Origin of the sequence: Marinobacter sp. BW6 (assembly GCF_008107725.1) — a bacterium.
Classification (GTDB): domain Bacteria; phylum Pseudomonadota; class Gammaproteobacteria; order Pseudomonadales; family Oleiphilaceae; genus Marinobacter.
Window position 1 is genome coordinate 205,002 of sequence record NZ_VIRN01000037.1, and the last position, 23,984, is coordinate 228,985.

The 23,984-nt window shown below is 55.9% G+C and carries 22 protein-coding genes; 4 read left to right on the top strand and 18 right to left on the bottom strand.

Features of this window, described 5'->3' with window-relative positions; genetic code table 11:
• Window positions 1–194: 194 nt before the first annotated feature.
• The 4 genes from asd to leuC all read right to left on the bottom strand — a co-directional run bounded on the left by asd (window position 195) and on the right by leuC (window position 4,657).
• A complete protein-coding gene (gene asd, locus FMN52_RS02515; protein WP_148607147.1) occupies window positions 195–1,310 on the bottom strand; it encodes an aspartate-semialdehyde dehydrogenase in 1,116 nt (371 codons plus the stop codon).
• A 129-nt stretch (window positions 1,311–1,439) separates the two neighbouring features.
• Window positions 1,440–2,513, bottom strand: coding sequence for a 3-isopropylmalate dehydrogenase (gene leuB, locus FMN52_RS02520; protein ID WP_148607148.1), 1,074 nt, complete (start codon window positions 2,511–2,513; stop codon window positions 1,440–1,442).
• A gap of 61 nt (window positions 2,514–2,574) precedes the next feature.
• Window positions 2,575–3,222, bottom strand: coding sequence for a 3-isopropylmalate dehydratase small subunit (leuD, locus tag FMN52_RS02525; protein ID WP_148607149.1), 648 nt, complete (start codon window positions 3,220–3,222; stop codon window positions 2,575–2,577).
• A gap of 16 nt (window positions 3,223–3,238) precedes the next feature.
• Window positions 3,239–4,657, bottom strand: coding sequence for a 3-isopropylmalate dehydratase large subunit (gene leuC / locus FMN52_RS02530; protein ID WP_148607150.1), 1,419 nt, complete (start codon window positions 4,655–4,657; stop codon window positions 3,239–3,241).
• Window positions 4,658–5,079: 422 nt separating this feature from the next.
• Between leuC and FMN52_RS02535 the strand changes: the two genes are divergently transcribed.
• The gene (locus tag FMN52_RS02535) at window positions 5,080–5,952 is read left to right on the top strand and encodes a LysR family transcriptional regulator (protein ID WP_148607151.1); all 873 of its coding nucleotides are present in this window, start codon (window positions 5,080–5,082) and stop codon (window positions 5,950–5,952) included.
• Between the two features lie 3 nt (window positions 5,953–5,955).
• On the opposite strand, the gene FMN52_RS02540 is transcribed toward FMN52_RS02535, so the two are convergent.
• The 10 genes from FMN52_RS02540 to FMN52_RS02585 all read right to left on the bottom strand — a co-directional run bounded on the left by FMN52_RS02540 (window position 5,956) and on the right by FMN52_RS02585 (window position 17,223).
• Complete coding sequence (locus FMN52_RS02540; RefSeq protein ID WP_148607152.1) at window positions 5,956–7,104, bottom strand: MFS transporter; 1,149 nt, start codon at window positions 7,102–7,104, stop codon at window positions 5,956–5,958.
• Window positions 7,105–7,388: 284 nt separating this feature from the next.
• Window positions 7,389–8,483 carry a chorismate synthase gene (gene aroC / locus FMN52_RS02545; protein ID WP_148607153.1) on the bottom strand — a complete coding sequence of 365 codons (1,095 nt, stop codon included), beginning with the start codon at window positions 8,481–8,483 and terminating at the stop codon, window positions 7,389–7,391.
• 37 nt (window positions 8,484–8,520) lie between these two features.
• On the bottom strand, window positions 8,521–9,423 hold the full coding sequence (prmB, locus tag FMN52_RS02550; RefSeq protein WP_148607154.1) for a 50S ribosomal protein L3 N(5)-glutamine methyltransferase: 903 nt from the start codon (window positions 9,421–9,423) through the stop codon (window positions 8,521–8,523).
• 95 nt (window positions 9,424–9,518) lie between these two features.
• Window positions 9,519–10,733 (bottom strand): patatin-like phospholipase family protein, encoded by a 1,215-nt coding sequence (locus tag FMN52_RS02555; RefSeq protein WP_148607155.1) that lies wholly within the window; start codon window positions 10,731–10,733, stop codon window positions 9,519–9,521.
• Window positions 10,734–10,738: 5 nt separating this feature from the next.
• Window positions 10,739–11,641: a DUF4892 domain-containing protein gene (locus FMN52_RS02560; RefSeq protein WP_148607156.1), complete on the bottom strand. Its 903-nt coding sequence runs from the start codon at window positions 11,639–11,641 to the stop codon at window positions 10,739–10,741.
• 4 nt (window positions 11,642–11,645) lie between these two features.
• A complete protein-coding gene (locus tag FMN52_RS02565) occupies window positions 11,646–12,596 on the bottom strand; it encodes an alpha/beta hydrolase (protein ID WP_148607157.1) in 951 nt (316 codons plus the stop codon).
• 13 nt (window positions 12,597–12,609) lie between these two features.
• Complete coding sequence (locus FMN52_RS02570) at window positions 12,610–12,960, bottom strand: PilZ domain-containing protein (RefSeq protein ID WP_008171779.1); 351 nt, start codon at window positions 12,958–12,960, stop codon at window positions 12,610–12,612.
• A gap of 117 nt (window positions 12,961–13,077) precedes the next feature.
• Complete coding sequence (locus tag FMN52_RS02575) at window positions 13,078–14,109, bottom strand: DNA polymerase III subunit delta' (RefSeq protein WP_148607158.1); 1,032 nt, start codon at window positions 14,107–14,109, stop codon at window positions 13,078–13,080.
• Complete coding sequence (locus FMN52_RS02580; RefSeq protein WP_148607159.1) at window positions 14,102–16,183, bottom strand: DUF3488 and transglutaminase-like domain-containing protein; 2,082 nt, start codon at window positions 16,181–16,183, stop codon at window positions 14,102–14,104. The genes FMN52_RS02575 and FMN52_RS02580 overlap by 8 nt, the downstream gene beginning before the upstream one ends.
• A 5-nt stretch (window positions 16,184–16,188) precedes the next feature.
• A complete protein-coding gene (locus FMN52_RS02585; protein WP_148607160.1) occupies window positions 16,189–17,223 on the bottom strand; it encodes a DUF58 domain-containing protein in 1,035 nt (344 codons plus the stop codon).
• Window positions 17,224–17,412: 189 nt separating this feature from the next.
• On the opposite strand from FMN52_RS02585, the gene FMN52_RS02590 reads away from it, so the two are divergent.
• Entirely contained in the window at window positions 17,413–18,030 is a 618-nt protein-coding gene (locus FMN52_RS02590) for a hypothetical protein (protein WP_053115377.1), read from the top strand.
• Window positions 18,031–18,164: 134 nt separating this feature from the next.
• On the opposite strand, the gene FMN52_RS02595 is transcribed toward FMN52_RS02590, so the two are convergent.
• Both FMN52_RS02595 and FMN52_RS02600 read right to left on the bottom strand, forming a co-directional pair.
• Window positions 18,165–18,992 carry a DUF6160 family protein gene (locus tag FMN52_RS02595; protein ID WP_148607161.1) on the bottom strand — a complete coding sequence of 276 codons (828 nt, stop codon included), beginning with the start codon at window positions 18,990–18,992 and terminating at the stop codon, window positions 18,165–18,167.
• Between the two features lie 160 nt (window positions 18,993–19,152).
• Window positions 19,153–19,704: a hypothetical protein gene (locus FMN52_RS02600; RefSeq protein WP_148607162.1), complete on the bottom strand. Its 552-nt coding sequence runs from the start codon at window positions 19,702–19,704 to the stop codon at window positions 19,153–19,155.
• 220 nt (window positions 19,705–19,924) lie between these two features.
• On the opposite strand from FMN52_RS02600, the gene pabB reads away from it, so the two are divergent.
• Window positions 19,925–21,277, top strand: a complete 1,353-nt coding sequence (gene pabB, locus FMN52_RS02605; RefSeq protein ID WP_148607163.1) for an aminodeoxychorismate synthase component I — start codon at window positions 19,925–19,927, stop codon at window positions 21,275–21,277.
• A 52-nt stretch (window positions 21,278–21,329) separates the two neighbouring features.
• Here pabB and thrH read toward each other — a convergent pair whose 3' ends face one another.
• Window positions 21,330–21,944 carry a bifunctional phosphoserine phosphatase/homoserine phosphotransferase ThrH gene (gene thrH / locus FMN52_RS02610; protein ID WP_230706516.1) on the bottom strand — a complete coding sequence of 205 codons (615 nt, stop codon included), beginning with the start codon at window positions 21,942–21,944 and terminating at the stop codon, window positions 21,330–21,332.
• Between the two features lie 172 nt (window positions 21,945–22,116).
• Here thrH and FMN52_RS02615 point away from each other — a divergent pair, with 172 nt between their 5' ends.
• Window positions 22,117–22,899 (top strand): phosphoadenylyl-sulfate reductase, encoded by a 783-nt coding sequence (locus FMN52_RS02615; RefSeq protein WP_275898161.1) that lies wholly within the window; start codon window positions 22,117–22,119, stop codon window positions 22,897–22,899.
• A gap of 27 nt (window positions 22,900–22,926) precedes the next feature.
• Here the strand turns inward: FMN52_RS02615 and cysB are convergent, their stop codons facing one another.
• Window positions 22,927–23,904: an HTH-type transcriptional regulator CysB gene (cysB, locus tag FMN52_RS02620; protein WP_148607166.1), complete on the bottom strand. Its 978-nt coding sequence runs from the start codon at window positions 23,902–23,904 to the stop codon at window positions 22,927–22,929.
• Between the last annotated feature and the right edge of the window lie 80 nt (window positions 23,905–23,984).

Consider the following 23,984-nt stretch of genomic DNA (forward strand, 5'->3'; position numbering starts at 1 on the left):
CGGCAAGTATTGTTGATAAAACCTCTTTTATCAATCAATCAGCCGCAATCCTTGGACCATTTTTTTATCTATCGCGCGGAACTGCCTAGCGCTCTTGAAAATAACAGGGGCGGAGACTGAAATCAGCCTCCGCCCCCTTACCGGTTTACCGAAACCGGACACAGTTGGCATTTATTGCCTCTGTGTAACAATTTTTAACGCTCCTGAAGGATCCGGAGCATACGGCGCAGTGGCTCGGCGGCACCCCACAGCAGCTGATCGCCCACAGTAAACGCGGAAATATATTCCGGCCCCATGGTCAGCTTCCGGATACGGCCAATCGGCACGCTCAATGTGCCAGTCACCTTCGCAGGGGTCAGTTCCTCAATGCTTGCATCGCGGTCATTGGGGATTACCTTCACCCAGTCATTGGCCTTGGCCAGGATCGCCTCGATTTCCGATACCGGCAGATCCTTCTTGAGCTTGATGGTGAGAGCCTGACTGTGTGAGCGCATGGCGCCGATCCGCACACAGATACCGTCGATCGGAATCGGGTTATCGGAGCGACCAAGAATCTTGTTGGTCTCAACACCCGCCTTCCACTCTTCCTTGCTCATGCCGTTATCGAGCTGCTTGTCGATGAACGGGATAAGACTGCCGGCCAGGGGCACCTGGAAGTGCTCGGTCGGGAAACCATCCGAACGCATGGTTTCGGTTACCTTTCGATCGATTTCCAGAATCGCGGAGGAGGGATCGTCCAGCTCGGTCTTGACGCTCTTGTTCAGATCGCCCATCTGGTTCAACAGCTCGCGCATGTTCTGAGCCCCAGAACCGGAAGCCGCCTGATAGGTCATGGGTGACACCCACTCGATCAGATCCTGTTCCAGCAGACCACCAAGCGCAAGCATCATCAGGCTCACGGTGCAGTTGCCACCGATGTAATCCTTGACGCCTTTCTCAAGCGCAGCATCAATCACGTTGCGGTTGACCGGATCCAGAACAATCACGGAGTGGTCTACCATCCGCAGCGTGGACGCTGCATCGATCCAGTAGCCTTCCCAGCCCGCGTCCCGGAGCTTCTGATAAACCGCACCTGTGTAATCGCCACCCTGACAGGTCACGATTACATCCATGGTTTTCAGAATCTCGACGTCAAACGCGTCCTGCAGAGGCGGAACGTCGTCTTTTCCCACGTCCGGCGCAGGCTTGCCAGCCTGGGATGTGGTGAAAAACACAGGTTCGATATCGGCGAAATCGTTTTCTTCACGCATGCGCTGCATGAGGACCGAGCCCACCATGCCACGCCAACCTACAAGTCCAACTCGCTTCATGTGCGATCTTTAGACCTCGTTTTATGCCCGCCCTCTACCTTTATCGCTGGCAGGGACAGGATGGATGATCCCGCGGCAACTGCGTCGCGTTGCCGTCGGGTCTCAAATTCGCTGGTCAGGGCCTGACGATTAAAGCGCAGCCAGAACCGCCTCACCCATTTCCCGGGTGGAAACTTTCTTTGCGCCCTCAGACATGATATCTGCTGTTCGCAGCCCCTGATCCAGGACCTTGCTGACCGCCGCTTCAATGGCTTCGGCGGCTTTTTCCTCATTCAGACTGTACCGCAGCATCATGGCGGCACTGAGAATGGTGGCCAGCGGATTGGCAATGCCCTGCCCGGCAATATCCGGCGCAGACCCGTGGCAGGGCTCATACATGCCCCGCTTTTCCGAGTTCAGCGAAGCCGATGGCAACATGCCAATGGAGCCGGTGAGCATAGCCGCTTCGTCCGAAAGAATATCACCAAACATGTTGCCAGTCACAATCACGTCAAACTGCTTGGGTGCACGGACCAGCTGCATGGCGGCATTGTCCACGTACATATGGGACAACTCCACATCGGGATATTCCCGGCGCAGATCGTTCATAATTTCCCGCCACAGAACAGTCACTTCCAGCACATTGGCCTTGTCCACTGAGCACAACTTCTTGCCCCGCTGCTGGGCGGCCTCAAAAGCGACCCGACCAATTCGACGAATTTCCGATTCGGTATAAGCGTAGGTGTTGTAACCCTGTCGCTCCCCGCTCTCCAGTTCTCGCACACCGCGCGGCTGACCAAAATAGATGCCGCCAGTCAGTTCACGGACAATCATGATATCCAGCCCGGAAACAACTTCCGGCTTCAGGGAAGAGGCGGAGGCCAGTTGCGGGTACAGAATTGCCGGGCGCAGGTTGGCGAACAATTCAAGGTTGGAGCGCAGCCCAAGCAACCCTTTCTCCGGGCGCTTTGCCATGGGCAGGCTGTCCCACTGAGGACCGCCAACGGCCCCCAGCAGAATTGCATCGGCCTTGGTCGCCTTCTCAAGAGTTTCATCCGGGAGCGGCGTGTCAGCTTCATCAATCGCCGCGCCGCCCACGAGGCCGGACTCGAAACTCAGGTCGAGATTGAACTTATCGTTGATCTTGCGAAGCACTTTTTCCGCTTCAGCGACGATTTCCGGGCCGATACCGTCGCCGGGAAGCATCAGGATTGTTCTGGACATGTTGTTTCCTTAATTCCATTCCTTTGCGTCGGATTAGCGCCAGCGTAATCCGACACCAAAATCAGCTACCAGCGCCAAACAACCAGGGTGCGGTCTTTCGGCGGCTTTCTTCGTAGGCGGTGATCAACTCCGCGTCTTCCAGAGTGACCCCGATATCGTCCAGGCCGTTCAGCAAACAATGACGACGGAAATCGTCCACCTCGAAGGTGAAAGTGTCACCAGACGGTGTGGTCACGGTTTTGGCTTCCAGATCCACTGCTAACTGATAGCCTTCCGCCTGGTCCACTTCCTGGAACAATCGGTCGACAATATCCTCTGGAAGAACAATGGGTAACAAGCCATTCTTAAAGCAGTTGTTATAGAAAATATCGGCGAAACTCGGGGCGATAATCACCCGGAACCCGAAATCCTCCAGCGCCCAGGGCGCGTGCTCCCGGCTTGACCCGCAGCCAAAATTACGACGCGCCAAGAGTACACTGGCGTTCTTGTACCGATCCTGATTCAGGACAAAATCCGGATTTATCGGCCGACTGGAGCAATCCTGATCGGGTTTGCCTTCGTCCGTATAACGCAGTTCATCAAACAGGTTTGGTCCAAAGCCGGTCCGTTTGATGGACTTCAGAAACTGTTTGGGAATAATCATGTCCGTATCCACGTTGGAACGGTCCATGGGGGCGACAACGCCCTGGTGTTGCGTAAATGCGCGCATGGTTCTCTCCTGTGGATCAGTTCATCAGCTCACGGACATCAACGAAATGGCCTGTTACCGCGGCAGCGGCCGCCATGGCCGGGCTTACCAGGTGAGTGCGCCCACCAAAGCCCTGCCGACCCTCGAAGTTCCGGTTTGAGGTGGAAGCACAATGCTCACCCTGGCCCAGCTTGTCGGCGTTCATCGCCAGACACATGGAGCAGCCCGGATCACGCCATTCCAGACCGGCTTCGATAAAGATCTTGTCCAGGCCTTCCTGCTCTGCCTGGATTTTGACCAGCCCGGAACCCGGCACTACCATCGCCTGTTTCAGGATCGGCGATACCTTTCGCCCTTTCACCACGGCAGCCGCCTCACGCAGATCCTCGATACGGCTGTTGGTACATGAGCCAATAAACACCCGGTCCAGCTTGATATCGGTAATCGCCATGTTCGGCTGCAAACCCATGTACTTCAGAGCGCGAACAATGCCCTCACGTTTGATGGGATCAGCTTCCTGCTCGGGGTCGGGCACCTTGCCATCGATTCCTGCAACCATCTCCGGTGACGTACCCCAACTAACCTGAGGCTGGATTTCCGAGCCTTCCAGCTCTACAACCTTATCGAAGACGGCATCGCTATCGCTGTGCAGGGTCCGCCAGTAGTCAACCGCAGCGTCCCACTGCTCACCCTTGGGGCCGAACGGACGATTGCGAACATATTCGATGGTGGTGTCATCAACTGCCACCATACCAACCCGCGCACCAGCCTCGATGGACATATTGCAGATGGTCATACGCCCTTCCATGCTCAAGCCCTGGATGGCTTCGCCGCCAAACTCAATGGCGTGCCCGGTGCCACCGGCAGTCCCGATCTTGCCAATGATGGCCAGCACAACATCCTTACCGGTAACGCCTGGACCGAGCTTGCCGTTCACCTTCACCAGCATGTTTTTCATTTTCTTCTGAACCAGGCACTGGGTCGCGAGCACATGTTCCACTTCGCTGGTGCCAATACCGTGAGCGAGGCAGCCAAAGGCACCGTGAGTAGAGGTGTGGGAATCCCCACAAACAATGCTCATGCCCGGCAGCGTCGCGCCCTGCTCAGGCCCGATCACGTGCACGATGCCCTGGCGTTGATCCTTGATCTTGAACTCAAGAATCCCGAACTCATCGCAGTTCTTGTCCAGTGTTTCCACCTGGATCCGGGAAACCGGGTCAACAATGCCTTCAACACCCCGGTCACGGTCCGTGGTGGGAACGTTATGGTCCGGCGTCGCAATATTCGCATCGATGCGCCAGGGCTTACGCCCAGCCAGACGCAGGCCTTCAAATGCCTGGGGCGATGTCACTTCGTGCAGCAACTGGCGATCAATGTAAATCAGCGCGGAGCCGTCATCGCGCTGCTTGACGAGATGATCGTCCCACAATTTGTCGTATAAGGTTTTGCCCGCCATGGTTCTCTCTCACTCTCTGGGGGTTTCTGGTTTTCACGTTTGATACAGCTATTTTACCGCCTGCGACCGGATAACCTCAATTCATGTTTTTTATCTTTGGCATCCGTTTTGGTTATACTTTGGTGAAGGTCCCGGGTTGGGAGAGCACTTTCAAAACACGCCGACAAGCACATCCATGTGGGCTCGAATCGGGCCATCCCTGGCCCTCTACGGTTTTGAAAGTGCTCTCCCAACCCGCTCCCCAGACAATTGAGCAGCCCTCAATGCTGCCCGGGGCGCCTGGAGGGCCGAACCTCCCAAAACCGTGGAGCGCCAGGGATGGCGCGACCGAGCCCTACAGGGATGTATTTACGGGCGTGTTTTGGGAGGTTTGGCCCTCCAGGCACCCTGCACCCAAGTTCCAGGGCAAAGAGAATCATTCTGTGGACACAAACGCATTAAAAGCTTTTCTGACCATTGTCGACCAGGGCTCCTTTTCAGAAGCCGCGGAAACTCTGCATCTGACGCAGCCGGCCATCTCGAAGCGCCTGGCCGCCCTGGAAAACCAGCTTGGCACCAGCCTGATCGACCGGAGCCACCGCCAGATTCGCCTGACCGATGCCGGCAGCCGTCTACTGCCACATGCGCGCAGAATCCTGGATGAAATCCACAATGCCCGAGTGGCGTTGTCGCCGGACTCCGGGCAAGTCGAAGGCGAGCTTCAAATTATCGCCAGCCACCACATAGGCCTGCACCATTTGCCGAATTGGCTGAGGCGGTTCAAAAGGGAATACCCTCAGGTGTCCATCAACCTTCAGTTCATGGATTCAGACGCCGCATACGAACAGATGCGCAAACGGAACGCGGAGTTGGCATTCGTGACACTGAGTGACAGCATGGAACCGAGCTTTAATGTTTTCGCCCAATGGCCGGACCAGATGGTGTTTGTGGCCGGCGCGGAACATCCTCTGGCGTCCCTGGAGCATCCTGCGTTACCAGATCTCGCGGACCACCCCGCCCTGCTTCCGGATACCACCACCGCGACATACCGGGTTGTAAGCCGACTGTTCTTGGAAGCGAATCTGCACCTGAATCCACAAATGCCGACCAACTATCTGGAAACCATCAAAATGATGACCAGTGTGGGCCTGGGCTGGAGTGTCCTGCCCCTGCGCATGATTGACGACAGCCTGAGGGTGCTGGATGTGGGCAAGCCGGTTACTCGGGTGCTCGGTGGGATCGGACTATCCGGGCGGCAGCTCAGCAACGCGGCCAAAGCCCTGCTCACCATCGTGCAGGAACAAGAAGTCGCCTGAGCTTTAACCCTCGCTATGCGCTGGCGGCGGCCTAAGCCCCCGCCAGGTGACCACGATTGCGACGGCCATGGCGGCAGCACCACCCCAGAAAGCCGCCGAAGTGCTGAAACCATCCACCAGAAAGCCCGACAACCAGGCCCCCAGCGCACCGCCAGCGCCGAAGGTAAGACCGCTGTATAGGGCCTGACCCTGACCATGATGGTGTTTGCCAAAAAAGCCCTGAATGTACTGGACGGAGATAGCGTGCAGCGCACCGTAAGATGCCGCGTGAAGAAGCTGCGCAAACAGCAGAACGGCGACAATATCCGTCAGTTCTGCAATCAGTACCCAACGGATCATAGTGAGCATAAGCGCGCCAATTGCAATCTGGCGGACCGTGAAATTACGCGTTAACCGGTGCATCACCAGAAACAGTGCGATCTCAGCAAACACGCCCAGCGACCACAGCAGGCCAATCGACAGTTTGCTGTACCCATGCTGCTCCAGATGGATACTGAAGAACGTGTAATAGGCCCCGTGCGAAACCTGAAGCAGGAAATTCATCAGAAAGAACGTCACCACCGCCGGGTGCGTGACAATGGCCTTCAAACTGCCCTTCGGCGCCGTCGGCTTTCGCTCTCCTCGCTCCGCAGGTACCAGAAACGCTGATACGGCGATGCCCGCAAATACCGGCAACAACAACCAGGGCAGATTCTGAATCGGTACCAGCTCCAGCAAACCGCCCACCAGCGCTACCGCCCCGATAAACCCCACAGAGCCCCAGAGCCGGACCCGGCCGTATTTCTCCTTCTGCTCGCCCAGGGTACGGAGCGTGATTACCTCATAAAGCGGCAGAATTGCATTCCAGAAAAATGTAAATGCCAGCATTACCAACAGCAGGCCATAAAACCCCGGCTCCATGAATACGCTGGCAAAAAACAGGGACCCCGTAATGGCGCCAAACCGCACCAGACGAACCCGCTGGCCGGTTTTGTCCCCTAACCAGCCCCATACGCTTGGAGCAACAATTTTGGTGAGCTGGATCGTCGCCATCAGCGTGGCTATCTGAAGGTAGGAAAAGCCCTGGCCTTCGAGGTAAAGAGACCAGTACGGCAGGAGCCCACCGAGGAGGGCGAAGAACCAGAAATAGAGGTTGGAGAGTCGCCAGTAGATAACAAGACCTCATTCATAGGTATCAGAGAAGCCGGGTTGTTTATTGACAGTCACTGAGTGTTGTCGGATTACGCCTTTGGCTAATCCGACCTACAGGGCTGCAACCGAACCTTCAGAGCCGAACAGGAGGGCATCGCTAGAGTCTGGCTGTTGTGGTGGGGCTTGCTGACCAAAAATGTGAAGCGCCAGGGATGGCGCGACCAAGCCCTACAAGGACGTATTCACGGGCGTTTTTTGGGCGGTAAGCCCCACCACAACAGCTCCACCAAGGCTGAAAACAAGTATCAGAGCTGACCAATCACCGGTGTGGACACAGAAACATCGGCATTCTGCCCACGATGCCGCAGATAATGGTCCATCAACACAATAGCCATCATCGCCTCTGCAATTGGCGTCGCCCGAATCCCGACACAGGGATCGTGCCGCCCCGTGGTAATCACTTCGCAGGGATCGCCGTTCACATCGATGCTTCGGCCCGGCAACCGCAAACTTGAGGTGGGCTTCAACGCAATACTGGCAACAATCGGCTGCCCTGACGAAATGCCACCCAACACACCACCCGCATTGTTCGAGAGGAAACCCTCCGGTGTCATTTCATCCCGGTGCTCTGTGCCCTTCTGATCGACACAATCAAATCCGGCGCCAATCTCGACACCCTTGACGGCATTGATACTCATAAGCGCGTGAGCCAGATCTGCATCCAGGCGATCAAAGATCGGCTCGCCCAGCCCAGGCGGTACACCGTCAGCAACCACGTTAATCCGAGCACCGATGGAATCACCCTCCTTTCGGAGTGCATCCATATAGGCTTCCATCTCGGCAACCTTGTCCGCATCCGGGCAGAAAAACGGGTTCTGGTGAACCTGATCCCAGTCCAACTTTTCAGCCTTGATCGGACCGAGCTGGGACAGGTACCCGCGAATCCGGATGCCCAGGCGTTGCTCAAGGAATTTTCTCGCAACCGCACCGGCGGCAACCCGCATCGCAGTTTCCCGCGCAGAGGAGCGACCGCCACCCCGATAATCCCGGACGCCGTACTTGTGCATGTAGGTGTAATCGGCGTGAGCCGGTCGGAACTGTTCGGAGATCTTGGAATAATCCTTGGAGCGCTGATCGGTGTTCTCGATCAGCAGCCCAATCGGTGTGCCTGTGGTCTTGCCTTCAAAAACACCGGACAGGATTCTTACCTCGTCGGCTTCGCGGCGCTGGGTCGTATGCCGGGAGGTGCCCGGTTTACGGCGATCCAGATCCCGCTGCATGTCGGCTTCAGACAGCTCAAGCCCTGGGGGACAGCCATCAATGATGCAACCCAGCGCAGCCCCGTGACTTTCGCCAAATGAGGTAACCGTAAACAGTTTTCCGAAAGAGTTTCCCGACATAATTCAGTATCTTGTTCAGCTTTTTTAAGAATTCAGATTAAACGGAAGCCTGCCACTGACGCAGGTCCGGTTCGGTAATCAGAAAGACGCCATCGCCACCATTTTCGAATTCCAACCACGTCAGCGGCAGATCCGGATAGGCTTCATCCATTGCAACCCAGCTGTTACCAACCTCTACGACCAGAAGCCCACCAGGGGTGAGATGATCAGCCGCACTCGCAATAATCCTGTGGACGATGTCCAGACCGTCTTTTCCAGCGGCCAGACCGAGTTCCGGTTCGTGGCGGTATTCGTCCGGCATGCTGGAAAGATCTTCCGCATCCACATAAGGCGGATTGCTCACGATAACATCGTAGCGGCCTTCAATATTTTGAAAGACATCCGATTGTACGGTATGAACCCGCCCGCGGACTGCGTGCAACTCGATATTCGATTCAGCAACCTCCAGAGCATCCGCAGAGATGTCCGAGAGGTCCACCTCCGCCTCAGTAAACACAGACGCGGCGCCAATACCAATACAACCGCTTCCGGTACAGAGATCGAGGATGCGCTCTACCGGCTTGTCACCCAGCCACGGCTGAAAGCCATTCTCGATCAGCTCGCCAATGGGAGAGCGCGGCACAAGCACACGCTCGTCCACGTGGAATGGCATCCCCATGAACCAAGCTTCACCCAACAGATAAGCCAGGGGTACCCGTTCGTCCACGCGCCGGCGGATTCTTTCAATAACCAACTCCCGCTCCTGCCGGGTGAGACGGGCATCCAGGAATAGGGTGTTGTTTTCCAGAGGAAGGTTCAGACTTCGCATGACCAGCTGCACCGCTTCATCCCAGACGTTGTCCGTGCCGTGGCCGAAAAACAGTGGCGAAGCGGCAAACTGCGATGAGGCGAAACGGAGGTAATCCCTAACACTGAGAAGGTCGTCAATAGGGCTGGTCACAAACGTAAATCCTGTGCGAGAGCGTGTCAGCGCAGGATTATACGCTGTTTATCCACTCGACTGCAGCCCACAGACTTCAGATGCCGCCAAATCCCTCAGATCGCCAGCGGGCCGGAACTGTTACGGCTTTCCTCAAACCGGTCCAGGGCAGCTTCCATCCGCTCCCTGCCTAGCTGAATGAGTTCGGGCGCCTTGTGGTAATCGTAACTCCGACAGGCATTCTTGGGCACATTGACCAGCAAATCCGGCGGGTACCCGGCAATCTTGTACTGCACAAGCGCACTCTGCATGGTTTCGATGGTAAGGTTCATTACATCGAATTTTCCGATACCAAGCTTGTCCCAGTCGATGGTTTCGTGCTCTTCCTGATTTTTCTTGTCGGCCGGCTTTTTCTCGGCGTGCTTCTGATGCTCTTTCTTGTGCATAGCCCGGCTGATTTTTTCTTCCGGGCTGTCTCCATTATCCGGTTTTCGTGCCGTCAGTGATTTCAGGGCGTCCCAATCGAACCAGCGCGACGCTTTCTCGCGGATCGTATCAACCCATTCGTCCATGTCAGTGTTTTCGTCGTCACCCAGAGAGAAGGCAGCATCCTGAATACGTCGCCTTCGGTCATCCTCACCACTGAGGTTAACCGCGACAATCATGTCAGCGTGGGAAGAAATGGTCGGGATAATCGGTAGCGGGTTGAGCAAGGCACCATCTACCAGAACCCGACCATTGAGAACCAGCGGGGTTACAACGCTTGGGATCGCCACCGAGGCGCGGATGGCCTGGTCCAGTGGACCTTCCTGGAACCAGATTTCCTTGTGGGCGAGCAGATCGGTGGCCACGGCAGTATATGCAATAGGCAGGTTTTCGATCCGGGTATCTCCCAGCATCTCCCTGACCACCGAAAAGATCTTCTCGCCGCGGATGGCTCCAACCGAATTGAAGGTAACATCCAGCAGTTTCAGGACATCAAACTGGCCCAGTCCGGTGACCCAGTCCTTGTAATCCTGCATCTTGCCGGCCCCAAACATGCCGCCAATCAGCGCCCCCATGGAGCAGCCAGAGATGGCAACAATGTCGTAGCCCCGCTCGACCAGCACTTCAATCGCGCCAATATGGGCATACCCCCTGGCTCCGCCGCTACCAAGCGTCAGCGCGACGGTCTTCCGTGGCTTTTTCCGGTTACCCCCTTCTTGCGGGTTTGCCGCTGCATGCGTGGCGGAAACATCCGAACTTCTAAGGACCGTGGACAACTTATCCCGGGGCTCGTTCTCGGGGGGCTTGTCTTTTTGATCCTTATCATCGTCCTTTGATGTGCCCATATTCATTACCTCGAAATCACTACCACTTCGACCCGGTCGCCTTGCCTGTCTGGATCACCGAAGACGCCTGCCGGTCCAACCACAATAATTTTCTGCTGGTCAGGTGAAACTCCGGTTTTGGACAATACCTCTGACAGTGACTCCGCAGCCCGGCGAGCGCGTTCCATTGCGCCACTGAAGGATTCGTCGGTCTGGAGTACAGAGTAGCCTACCAGGGCAACCACCGTGCCCTCTTCACGAGCCAGATCGCTAACCCGTCTACGATCCGTCGCCTGCCAGTCAAACCGGTAGGTTACCCCGCCTTGCCAGGGAACAATGATCGGCCCCTCAACTCGATTGGCCACAGTACCAAACCCCGGAATCGTCGCCCCGGATTCGACCCGCAGGTGCTCCACCCAGACATATTCCCGGAGATTTCCGCGTGTCACCGTGTAAATCAGGGTCAGCCAGCGAGAGCCATCCTCAGCAACGGTTCCGGCAACCAGATAATCCTGTGTCGCATCGCGACCATAAAGAACAGCCTGATTGAAAATCTGGTTTGCCCAAACGTTGCTTCTCCCACACCGGATACTGGAGCATTCGAAGAGAATCTGGGCATTCCTCTGGCGCAACAAACCACGGTAGTGGTCCCGCGCCTCTTCTCGGCTGGAGTCCTGGGCAATCCGATACAGCCGCCCTTCGCCATTCACGGGTAAGCGAGCCCGAGATTCGGAGCGGATTTCGTTATTAACCTCCCGCACGGGGCTGAACAGCACGAGGTGCCCGGAAGAACGAATTGAAACCGTGTCTTCGAGCGTCGATTGCTCGAACGCTGCGGGCACATCCTCTGGAGCAGATTGCACCACCGACGTAAACGCCAATAAGCCGAGGGTCGGGATCAAGAAACGTGTGAACAGTGATTTCAGCAAGCGATTACTCTTTTTCCAGGAATTGTCTAATGGCTGTAACAACCGGCCGGGTCTCTCCATCAAGATGGCAATGGTGACCGCCCGGTACTTTCACAATCTGGAGGTTGGCGATAGCTTCTGCCCGTCTATCCAGATCCTTTCTGTACGACAAAAGACCCTGATCGGCTCTGACAAAAAGTACACGGGTTTCGATAGCGGCGAGAGACGCCAACACCTGCTCTTCGGTCATCATCAGCGGTGACGGGTGCCGCAGCCGGGGATCGGTCTGCCAGACAAAGCCATCCCCCTGAGGCTTCATATTGCGTGGAATAAGCGTCAGCGCTGCTTCAGGGCTGAGCGGGCTCAGTCCGCCCTCTCGCGCCTTGGCTGCAGTGGGTATGTCCGGATAGACAACTTGACGACCGGAGCCGGCAATGCGTTTTTTAATGGCCTTTCGAAGCTGGGGAATGGTTTCCTTGACCGGACGACTCAGGGCGCCCAGGCTGTCGATCATCACCAGATTTCGAATTCGCTCAGGAAAAGCCGCCGCGTAGAGGGCGCCGACAATACCCCCGAGCGAGTGGCCTACCAGATTAATCCTGCCATCCGGCGTTTCCTGGAAATAGCGCTCAACCAGCTCGGCCAAGTCCGCAACATAATCCATTAAAAGATAGCTCTGGCCCTCGGGTCGATGGCCGGAGTGGCCATGGCCAGCAAAATCCAGTGCATAAACGGGCCCCAGAGGCGTCAGTTCCGGTGCCAGCCTTACAAACGTCAGGCTATTATCAAGCCAGCCATGCAGCATGATGATCGGAGTGTTGTCCTGGCTACCAGAAGCCGCTGGCCAACTGAGTCCGGCCAGGGTGATGTGGCGGAGCTTCCAATCGGACTCCCGGAATGACGGCGCGGCCCCATCGATGCCACCGCCTTCTATCCCACTCCCTGAAGCCTCCGTAGGCATCGACATATCGTTCATCCAGGCTCCACCTTCACATGGTGTGGGTTGGGCGATCGGAACTCAGCGAGCCTGCCAGGTAGGATTCAATCTTGGTACGTGCGGTTTCATCGTCACCATTGAACTGGACGCCGATACCCGCTGCGCGGTTGCCTTGAGCACCCTTGGGTGTTATCCATATCACCTTGCCGGCAACCGGAATCTTCTCCGGTTCGTCCATCAGGTTAAGAAGCAGGAAAACCTCGTCGCCCAGTTGGTACTGTTTCTGCGTCGGGATGAACAGGCCACCCTGGCGGATATAAGGCATGTATGCAGCGTAGAGCACTGCTTTGTCCTTGATTGTCAGGGTGAGTATGCCACTGCGCGCACCAAATCCTGGCCCCATAACTGACACCTTTCTCTTAGATCGTTTTGAACGTTTTTCGGGATCTGAAAATCCCTTTCATTCCGGAATCATAGCAGCTGTTGGCACCAAAGGCTCAATCCCGCGGGCAACGGCCACCTATGCCGCCGGACGTTTGACTGGCATCAGCTTTTGCCAGGCGATCAGAAGCCGACTCGCCTCCAGCTCCGGACTGGCATTGTAAACGCCCGCTGCCCTTGAATCCTTTACCATATCGAGCAGTTCATGGGCCCGCCAGGCGGGGGTGGTTCTGGCCAGGAAACCGAGCATATCCGAGGCTTCGGTGTCCTGGGCATTGCCGCCCGCTATCAGGCGCGCCAGATCCGCCGCCCAGGTTTCAAACAACCAAAGGGTATCTTCCAAACCTATCGACTTGAACGCCTTGGCGGCTTCACCCACCGGAATTCTGGATTTCATGAATTCCTTGAAGCGCTCCAGAGCCGTATCCCGCAGACCGATAAAGTCGCCGGTTGCATAGTCCAGAGCCAGCCTCGGCGCGTTCCCTGCCAGCATCAAGGCTTTGGCCAGAACATCCGCAGACGGTTGCGCGTCTTCGGGAAGATCCCGAACACGACTCGTGAGCCACTGATTGGCCTCGTTGTTGGCGGGCACCGGAACAGTCAATGTCTGGCAGCGGGACCGAATGGTGGGCAGGACCGGACGCCCGCTTTCCTGTAACAGGATCAGGGTTACATCGGCCAGCGGCTCTTCCAGAGTCTTGAGCAACGCATTCGCCGCATTGATATTCAATTGATCCGCACGGTCAATGATCGCCACCTTGTGGTGTGCCACCTGCGGAGAAGCCACAGCGAAAGACGATAGCGCCCTCACCTGATCAACCTTAACCATGCGAGATTTTTCCGGCGAATAAACCCGGATATCGGGGTGGCTGGCAGCCGCCAGGAGTTCGCACTGCTTACAATGGCCACAGGCGATTGGCTGGCCAGAATCCCGGTTCAGACGATTATCACACAGCAACAATCCGCCGACTGCCTCCGCCCAGGCACGCTTACCCACACCACGCTCCCCCGCAAGGATAAGGGCGTGCGGGAGCCTGTCTTCTGCTACCCGGCTCTGGACGGTTTGCCAGGCGCGGCTGAGCCAGGGCATATCTTGGGCAATATCAGTCACTGGATTTTCCTGTCCGGGTCCTGGATCTTCGCATTTGGCGCTTCCGTAGTTGACGCTTCATAGTGGCGAGCAGGCGGCGCATTCGCTTCACCTGTTCACCGCCTTCTTCGTCTTGACCAGCGCTATAGTAATGGCTGTTAACCATACGGGCAAAAAGCCTGGCCGAATCTGCAGCATCCGGTTCCGCTTTCGCCAGGCGTGACGCCAGCACCGAAGGCGTTTCACCATGACGCACAGGCACCCCGGCACTGGCACACAGCCGGTGCCAGGTATCCACCACTCTCCGGAACGCGTCTCGCCTTTCTCCCCGCCGCATCTGGAAGGCGGAAATCAGCCCGGCAATCAGTAAGCCGGCACCAACGATACCAGCTGTCATGTACCCCAGCTCACGCATGCCGAAACCACCGGGCAGCCTGGACATCAGATCCATCTGACTCTGACCCTGGTAGCCCACGACCCAACGCTGCCACTGGTAATTGATGCGATCCAACTGGAGGCTGGCCCATTGCACAAGGGGCACATCGGCATAACGCTGCGGCGAGGCCCAGTTGTTCTCCAGAAAGGATCCCTCCTCGGCCACTGCGTCTCTGAGCCCTGACTCAATCCGGTCCGGCGCGATGGCCGCCGTGGGATCGATCCTCACCCACCCTCGCCCATCAATATAGGCTTCTACCCACGCATGGGCGTCATACTGGCGCACGATCAGGTAATCGCCCCCTGCACCGCTTTCTCCACCCTGGTAGCCGACCACGACCCGCGAGGGAATACCGGCAGCCCGTAAAACGAACGTGGTTGCACCCGCGTAGTGGGCGCAGAAACCGCGTTTTGCGTCGAACAACAGGGAATCAATGCCATCATCGGGCATGGCCGGCGGCCTGAGCGTGTAGAAATATTCCTGCTCGCGAAATCGCTCTAACAGCGTCCGAATTACCTGTTCGTCGCCCATGGTGCGGCGAAGCTCCCGGGCCAACTCCCGGGCTCTCGGGTTGCCTTCCCGGGGCAACTGCAGGTACCTCCGCAATTCAGCGGGGCTTTGTCTTTCAGCGGCTAAGGCCGCTTCCTCCAGCGCCAATCTATAACGCACAGGGCTGTCAGCCGGACGGCGAAAACGGAAAAGGTCGGCACTGTCTTCGAATACGTTATCCGAAACTGCCCTGGAGTTCTCAAGCGCGAACGCCCAGCGCTGATCGGTTGGCTCCAGAAGGATGTCGTACTGATTCGGTTCGAGCTCTCCTATGCCTCCGTCAACCGCAACCCGGCCCAGAGCGCGAAAACCCTCTCGCTGACCCTGGCGCCAGGTTTCCCCATCCAGATAGTCGAGAATCAGGCCTCGCCAATACCGGTCACGATAGGCAGGCATCTCGCCTCCGAACGTTACCCGGAAGGCTCGCTCACTGCTTTGGGCAAGATTGGAAATGTCGCCGGGCCTCATGGTGTCGCTGATGCCCGTACGAGCCTCACCTGATACCAGCGGCACGCTCCACAGAGGCGACATCCGCGGGAAAAACACAAACAGCAGGACCACAATCGGCAATGTCTTCAGAAACATCCAACCCAGTCTGCGCCAGCCAGACGCCATTCCCCCGGGTAAATCAGGCGCGTTCAGCACCTGCAAACCCACCAGCAGTAAAGCTATGCCGGTGAAGTTGACCAGTGCCCAGAGAATTTCCTGGTGAAACAGGAAATTCACAGAGGCCAGATAGACAAGGATAAAGAAAAGGACATAGAAATCCCTGACTGACCGGGTTTCCAGCCATTTCAGACCCACCGCCAGCACGAAAAACGAGGCGGCGGTGTCCACCGTAAACCGCCCCTGAACCGTTGCGACATAAACACCAATCAGCACCAGCATGATCCCGGTGCGTAACAAGCGGCCCGGAAGCCTTACCCGCCCGTACTGCGCCAGCCATCGCCATGCGGCCAACACCGCACAGGCGGCGATCAGCCACAGGGGCAGACGGTCCCACTGGGGCGACAGTAACAGGGCAAAACTGGCAATCAGCCAGAGCAAAGCTCGGGAAGGCAGATTGGTCGTTGTTCCTTCGTCCGACTCATTGCCTCTAAGGCGGTCCATTAAACTCAAACCTGCCCCTCCGCAACCCGCGTGGAGTTTGCCTCTCTTGGTTTCTTTCGCGTTCCATGGGGCTCCGCCATCGCATCCCGCGGCCGTTCCTCTCCCCAGGTTGCCAATACCCGGAGGCACCGGGCCGCATGGGCCGGACCGGAATCAGGCTCGATGATCTGCCCGGGAAGATTCAATCCAAAGCGCACTCCGCTGCGGCCGCGTTCGTTCACCAGGAACGCCAGGTAACTCAGCCGCAATTCATGATCCGCGCCCGGATAGGCATTAAAATCCAGCCAGTAGGGACTGCCCTGCTCACCCTCCCAGTCCGCAACCACCATTTGCCCGGTTCGTGCAAATCGCTTCCAGAGAACACGTTGGCTTAAGTCGCCTTCCCGCCACGGCCGGATATCAGCGTGATCATTGCCTTCAACGGATCTTGCATCTGCGGATTCTTCACCGTCCTCGACAGTGCTGAACGCTTCAGGTGCAGGGACCGGCCTTGGGAAGACCACACCGGCTGACACCGGCCGAACCCAGGACCAGGCTTTCAGGAGGCCGAACGGAAAACGGGTTTCAATACGGACCCGATCCGGGCGCAAATAGCCGCGATGAGCAGAATGAACCGGAAGCGTGACATCCAGCGCCTGGCCCGAATGGACGTGCACCGGTGCAAGACCCGATTCTTCGCAGGAAAGGAGGATGGCAATGGCGTCATCCCGGCCTGCCTTCAGACGAAATCGGAAGGGAACATCATCACCGGCAAAGCCCTCTCCCGGCTGAACCAGCGTGAGTTCAAGGCCAGACAGATTTCGATGAGTCTGGTGCATCGCTCCAACAAACACCGCCCCTAGCAGAAAGGTACTCAGGTAAATCAGACTGTTCTGATAATTGATGCCGGTAAGAAGCATGATGACGAGTAACAGCCCGAATACAACGCCAGCGCCGGTCGGCAGAATGAAAATATTCTTCTGACTGAAGACCTGGAGATCGGATCGTGGAATCCGTCGATTAATCCAGCGCCGCCATCGGTTTCTGACCGGATTTTTCATAGTGTCACTGAGGCCCTGCAACGCCAAAAAAGTTCATGGTATTCGAGCATGATTTTGCTGTGATTAGTAACAGTACCGAAAAATCAAAGATTCTGATCACAATCCCGGATCTTCAAGCTTGAATTCCTGTCCTACAAACCGAATACTCGGCTCAGGGAGCGTATTTTTTAAACAACAAGGGTCCAGATTATGAAACGCCGACACCTGCTCACCAGCGCCATCAGCAGTCTTGTTGTTGCTTTACCTGCCTATGCTGGCGTTCAGACCATGACCTCAGACGAAATGGTGGAAACCTACGTTAAGGATTCCGCCGTTATTGTTGTGCCCAAAGAGCGTAAGAAATCCGACGCCGACCGGCAACGCATCCTGCGCTCCCTCACCATATCCCCAGGCGAACCGGTGCTGACCGAAGCGGAAGAAGAAGCCTACCGGGATGCCCTGCAAAGGTACGTTGATGAAGGCAAGACCGATGCTTTGGAAAACGCAGAAGAAGAATTTCTACGGCGCGCCCTGCTGCTGCCCCAGGAAGAAATCGCCCGGGCACAGCCGCCAGCTGAGTTTACCCCAACGATTCCACCGATAATCTTCGGACAGCAGGCACAGATTCCGGAAGAGCCTTTTACACAGACGTTTCTTAACGATCAACTGGGGATTGGGTTTGACGGGCAAAATCTGAATTTCAGCATTGGCAATCCGCCGGGGATTGATCAGATACAGGTTCCACAGGCGATTAATGAAGGGCCGGTTACTCTGACGCCGCGACCTGGTGGCGGGTTTGATCTTTCTATTGCGGTACCGGATCAATAGCGCAGAATTCGTTGATCATATTTGAAAACGGCAGCCAGGATTGGCTGCCGTTTTTTATTGGCGTGAGTTTTCCTCTAACCAATAAAAACGCCCCGCGGAGCGGGGCGTTTCACCAACTTCGGTTTCAGGCCAACTTACTGGTGACCGTAAACACGCATGGTGGTGTTGGTAACGGCGAGGTTGTCCATGCGGAAGGAACCGATAGACTCACCACCGATCTCAACAGCGCCGACACCAATGTCAGCTACGAACTGTGGAATGGTGATTTCGAGAGCATCGCCACCAGTTGCGGCAGATGTTCCTTTGCCAACAGTAATCTGAGCTTGCGCAAAAAGTCCTGCAGGTGTCGGAGCGCCACCACCAGCGGTCTCTTCGTAGAATGCAGCACCCATTACTGTCAAATCACGAACATTTACACCAAGGAAGTCAACATCCATATCCATATCAGTCACGTTGAAGCCAACGTTCATGATCAGGTTATCAGTTGCAGTGTCGACGCGGATGTTAAGCAATCCGAGGTTACCCTCAATACCAATGTTGCTGGCCAACAGAGTAGTATCGCCAGAGCCATCAGTAGCGTTGAGTGAGGCGGAACCCACACCAACGGCGTAGTCAATCGGCGCGCCCGAGATGCTATGAACGTCGATGAACGCATCACCATCCGCTTCCACATCGATGTCGATCTGGAGATCATCCAGAAGACCGGCAACTCCAGTAACGTTGCCATCTACGTCACGCTCAACAGATCCGCCACCAATGTAGATGTCGGAAACTGAGAGGTAACCTTCGTCGGTGTAACGGAATTCGCCGATGCTGACTTCGGTTTCCAGTTCGATGGTCACACCAGCCTGACCGGTCACGTTGCCCATTGCACTGTCGTCCAGTGCCTTCAGGTCAGCGTGAGCTGCAAACGGAGCTGCAGCAACGGCAGTAGCCAGTGCGAGTTTCTTCAGGCCTTTCATAACGTTCTCCTTTACGGAACAAATTGTTTTTATTTCCATGCATGCAGACTGTTTGGTTTACTTTTGTATCTGCACGGCTACAGAGTACTTCAGAGGTAACAAAATGTTCCGTGACCACCTTCACAGTAAACAATAATTAGATTGTCGGACATTAACTTGTTTACTCTGCGGCTTCTTCATCAACGTTTATGTTAAAGATTTGCCTCTTCATATCCACGACGACTTGGTCGCCAAATCTAGCCTTGCCTTCCGTGATTGTGAATGGCACCAGTTGGGCTAGAGTTGGACCGAAAATATGCTCCATCTCGACAACCAGCACCTTTTCGGCATTCGCCTCTTTATTAGGATTGTCAGCCGTGTAGAAAATGGCAGTTGCACCAATCTTCCCTTTCTTCACGAGAGCGATAAGAGAACGACGCAGCACTTCAAGAGCAACATCGGCAGGCATTTCCTCGGCCTGCTTGATACGGATCGCCTTGGTCTTGTCGCCGGTATCCGTCACCACAGCAAACGGCTTTACGCCACCAGACAGTACAATTCGGTCTGAGAGGTTCTCGACGCCTTTTTGATACATTCGCTCAAACTGTTTCTGCACCATCTGTTTGACCTCATCCTCGGTGGCACCTCCACTCTGCGCATACAACTCTCCCAAAGGCAGAATCAGAAAGATCAGAAACATTGTGGCCCGCACTGCCCTCGAAGTATTTTTCATTAGCTTTCTCCCGTCTCATTCAAGGTTCGCCATCGGCTCATAACAGCAAACTCCTGATTTTTTTGTATTAAGAATGGCCGCCAAACTCAGTTAGAATATCGGCTAGCGCCCCAAATTGGCGCCCAACTGGAACAGCCCCTCATTAGAGCAGCGGCTCAGCAAACGCGACAACGCCCGTTTTGTGTGCTGTTTATCATTTCTCGAAGAATCCGGAGGGACCTTGAACCCGGCAACCACGCGTGAACTCAATCAGGATGGCTACCATCGCCTGCTAAGCCATGCCTGCCGGGAAGCGGATTTCGCCTATATCGGGAGTGTCGGTCACGGCCCCGCCCGAGGAGTCTTCAGCGGTTTTTCTGCCAGAGCTCTTGCCACCGAAGTACTGCAATACCCTGTGCCTCCGGATTTCTGCTCCGATCAGCTTGCCCAGAGCATGGAAAGCCTCGTCCGTCAGTACCAGATCGAACAGGAGCCCAACCCGGAATGCCTGTCCGGCGGGTGGATTGGATTCCTTGATTATGAGCTCGGGTATGTCAGGGAAAGCCGTCTCAGGGAGCTCTGCCCATCTGGGGATGCTCCCCTTATGTCTGCAGGATTCTATCTTTGGACGGCCACTCATAATCGCAAGACAGATGAATATTGGCTCTGGATTCATCCGCAGTGCCCTGGTGAGACACGGAATCTACTGGAGCAGTGGCTGGGCTCGGACGAGCCAGCGGCCACTACCGGATGGTCTATGGCTTCCCGATTTCAGCCCAGGCAAACACCGAGTGCCTTCAGGGCCAGCGTAGAAAGGGTTCGCCAATACATTGAGGCCGGAGATTGTTATCAGGCGAACCTCTCACAGGAATTTTCTGGCCATTTCAAAGGTGATCCCTGGCAAGCATTCCAGGCGCTTTCGGATGCGAACCCTACTCCCTATAGCGGCTTCATCCGCGCCGGCGAGGCATCCATTCTGTCAGTTTCCCCCGAGCGATTTCTAGAGATACACAACCGAACTGTCACCACCAGCCCTATTAAGGGCACGCGGCCAAGAGGTGGCACCCCGGAAAGCGATTCAGCCTATGCCTCTGAACTGGAGGGCTCCGAAAAGGACCTCGCCGAAAACCTGATGATCGTCGACCTGCTCCGCAACGATCTGAGCCTGAACGCCAGAACCGGCAGTGTGAAAGTCGACAAGCTTTTTGCACTGGAATCCTATCGCAACGTCCATCATCTGGTAAGCCATATCCGCGCCGAACTGGCAGACGATGTCACCCCAATGAAAGCTCTGTTCGACGCCTTCCCAGGAGGCTCGATCACTGGCGCGCCCAAGATCCGGGCAATGGAAATCATCCGGGAGCTTGAGCCCCACTGGCGTGGCCCTTACTGCGGCTCTATTTTCTATCGCGGACTGGATGGCACGCTGGACAGCAATATCGCGATTCGAACCATGCTCTGTGATGACCAGGGCACCATACGTTGCTGGGGCGGTGGCGGTATTGTTGCGGATTCAGATCCCGAAGCTGAGTATCAGGAGACGCTCGCGAAAGTCGGGCCTTTGATGCGGTTTCTGGAAGAGTTGGTTATTTAGTGAAGTGAACACAGGGTCAGATGAAGTTTTCATCTGACCCCATTTCAGCTACTCAGGCGTTGTGGATCGCGCTGGCCTTGAGAAACTCCTGCCTGAGATCCTCGAAGTTGTGCACCGCAGGGAACTGCGGGAACTCGTCAATCACGTTCTGTGGAGCGTGGAACAGTATGCCGGCTTCGGCCTGTCCCAGCATGGTGGTGTCGTTGTAGGAATCACCGGCCGCAATCACCCGGTAATTCAGCAACTGAAATGCCCTCACGGACTGGCGCTTGGGGTCGCGCTGGCGCAGCAGGTAATTGGTGATCTGGCCGTCGTCTGCGACTTCCAGCTTATGACAAAGCAACGCGGGGTAACCCAGTTTCTTCATCAGGGGCATGGCGAATTCATAGAAGGTGTCGGACAGAATCACCACCTGAAAACGCTCGCGCAGCCAATCCAGGAACTCCCGCGCGCCGGGCAGCGGGTCCAGCTCCCCAATCACTTCCTGAATCTGGGGCAACCCATAGCCGTGCTGATCCAGCAGCTTCAGGCGCTGCTTCATCAACACGTCGTAATCCGGAATATCGCGGGTGGTAGCCTTGAGCTCTTCAATGCCAGTCTTTTCAGCGAACGCGATCCAGATTTCCGGGATCAATACTCCTTCAAGGTCAAGGCATGCCAGTTCCACAACGATCTCCTGCTTCAATTGGTTAAGGGCGACTACGGTTTGTCCGTCTGCCTCTATTCGCAGCGTATGATAAGAAAAACCGGGCGGGATTGCATCGTAGAAGTGTAAAGCCAGGCCCTTAAACGCGGAATAACCATATAGATTGTCATTCCTTTAGGGTATGAGGCATTTAATGGTAGCCTTTTCGCTCAGTTATATCCTCTTGCACACTCAGATAAGGCAATGCCGGGCCATGACCGATATTCAAACCCTGCGGGAAGAGCTCGAAGGCCAGAGCCCCCGTTCGATTCTCAAAGCCGCACTCAAACAGTACGACAACATCGCCATTTCCTTCAGTGGCGCTGAGGATGTTGTGCTGATTGAAATGGCACACAAACTGACCGACAACCTCAAGGTTTTTACCCTGGATACAGCCCGTCTTCACCCGGAAACCTACGAGTTTGTGGAGCGGGTGCGCAAGCATTACGGAATCGAGATCGAGGTTCTTTTTCCAGACGCCCAGGAAGTTCAGGATCTGGTGAACAAAAAGGGCCTGTTCAGTTTCTATGAGAATGGGCACGGTGAGTGTTGCGGCATTCGCAAGGTCAATCCCCTTCGCCGTAAGCTGGCGACGGTTGACGCCTGGATTACCGGCCAGCGAAAGGATCAGAGCCCTGGCACACGCAACGATGTACCGGTTGTTCAGGAAGACACCGCCTTCTCAACCGATGACAAAACACTGGTGAAGTTCAATCCGCTGGCGAACTGGACATCAAAAGAGGTATGGGATTACATCCGGATGTCCGAGGCGCCCTACAACGAGCTGCATGAGAAAGGTTTCGTAAGCATCGGTTGCCAGCCCTGCACCCGTCCTGTATTGCCTGGGCAGCACGAGCGGGAGGGTCGCTGGTGGTGGGAAGAAGCCACGCAGAAAGAATGCGGTCTTCATGCCGGCAACCTTATCGCCCGGGAGTAACCCGGGCCCATTCCGCCCGCTCACCTTTTAGTGAGTGGGAAGCTCGACATCCCTGAACAGTTCTTCGATTTCAGACCGGCTGCCCTGGTGGGACACGGCCTCGTCCACCTTTTCCTTGGTGAGATGGGGCGCAAAGCGATGAATGAATTCATACATATAGCCCCTCAGGAAAGTGCCCTTCCGGAAACCGATTCGCGTGACACTGGGACGAAACAACTTGCGAGCATCAAGCGCGACCAGATCCGTGTCGGTTTTGGGATCGAATGCCATACTGGCTACAATTCCGACGCCAAGACCCAGCCTTACGTACGTTTTGATAACGTCCGCGTCCGCTGCCGTGAATACCACCTTGGGTGTGAGCCCCTGGGATTGGAAGGCCTCATCAAGTTTTGAGCGTCCGGTAAAGCCGAACACGTAGGTGACCAGCGGGTATTCCGCCAGCTCCGGTAACGTCAGTTCCGGTAGTTTGGCCAGGGGATGATCCTTTGGCACGATGACACTACGGTTCCACTTGTAACAAGGCATCATGATCAGATCGTTAAACAGCTCCATTCCCTCGGTCGCAATAGCAAAATCTACCGCTCCACTGGCTGCCATCTCGGAGATCTGCATGGGTGTGCCCTGATGCATGTGCAAGGAGACGTCGGGGTACTCCTCAATGAAGCCACTGATAATCGGCGGCAAGGCATAACGGGCCTGGGTGTGGGTGGTGGCAATACTCAGATCACCCTTGCGCTGGTTGCTGAATTCCTGGGCGATTTTCTTGATGCCCTCAACCCGCCGCAGGATCTCTCCCGCCTCCCGGATAATGATTTCACCGCCCGGTGTGATGCGGGTGAGATGCTTGCCGCTGCGGGCAAACACTTCCAGCCCCAGTTCGTCCTCCAGCAGGCGGATCTGTTTGGAGATACCCGGCTGTGACGTAAACAGACTTTGAGCGGTTGCTGACACATTCAGATCGTGATGCGCAACTTCCCAGATATAGCGCAACTGTTGTAGTTTCATTGAATCTGCTGCTCCCTGGAGATCGAAGGACCCTGTCGAAGAATACGCATAAAAATACAGGTTTTCATTCTTTTTTAATA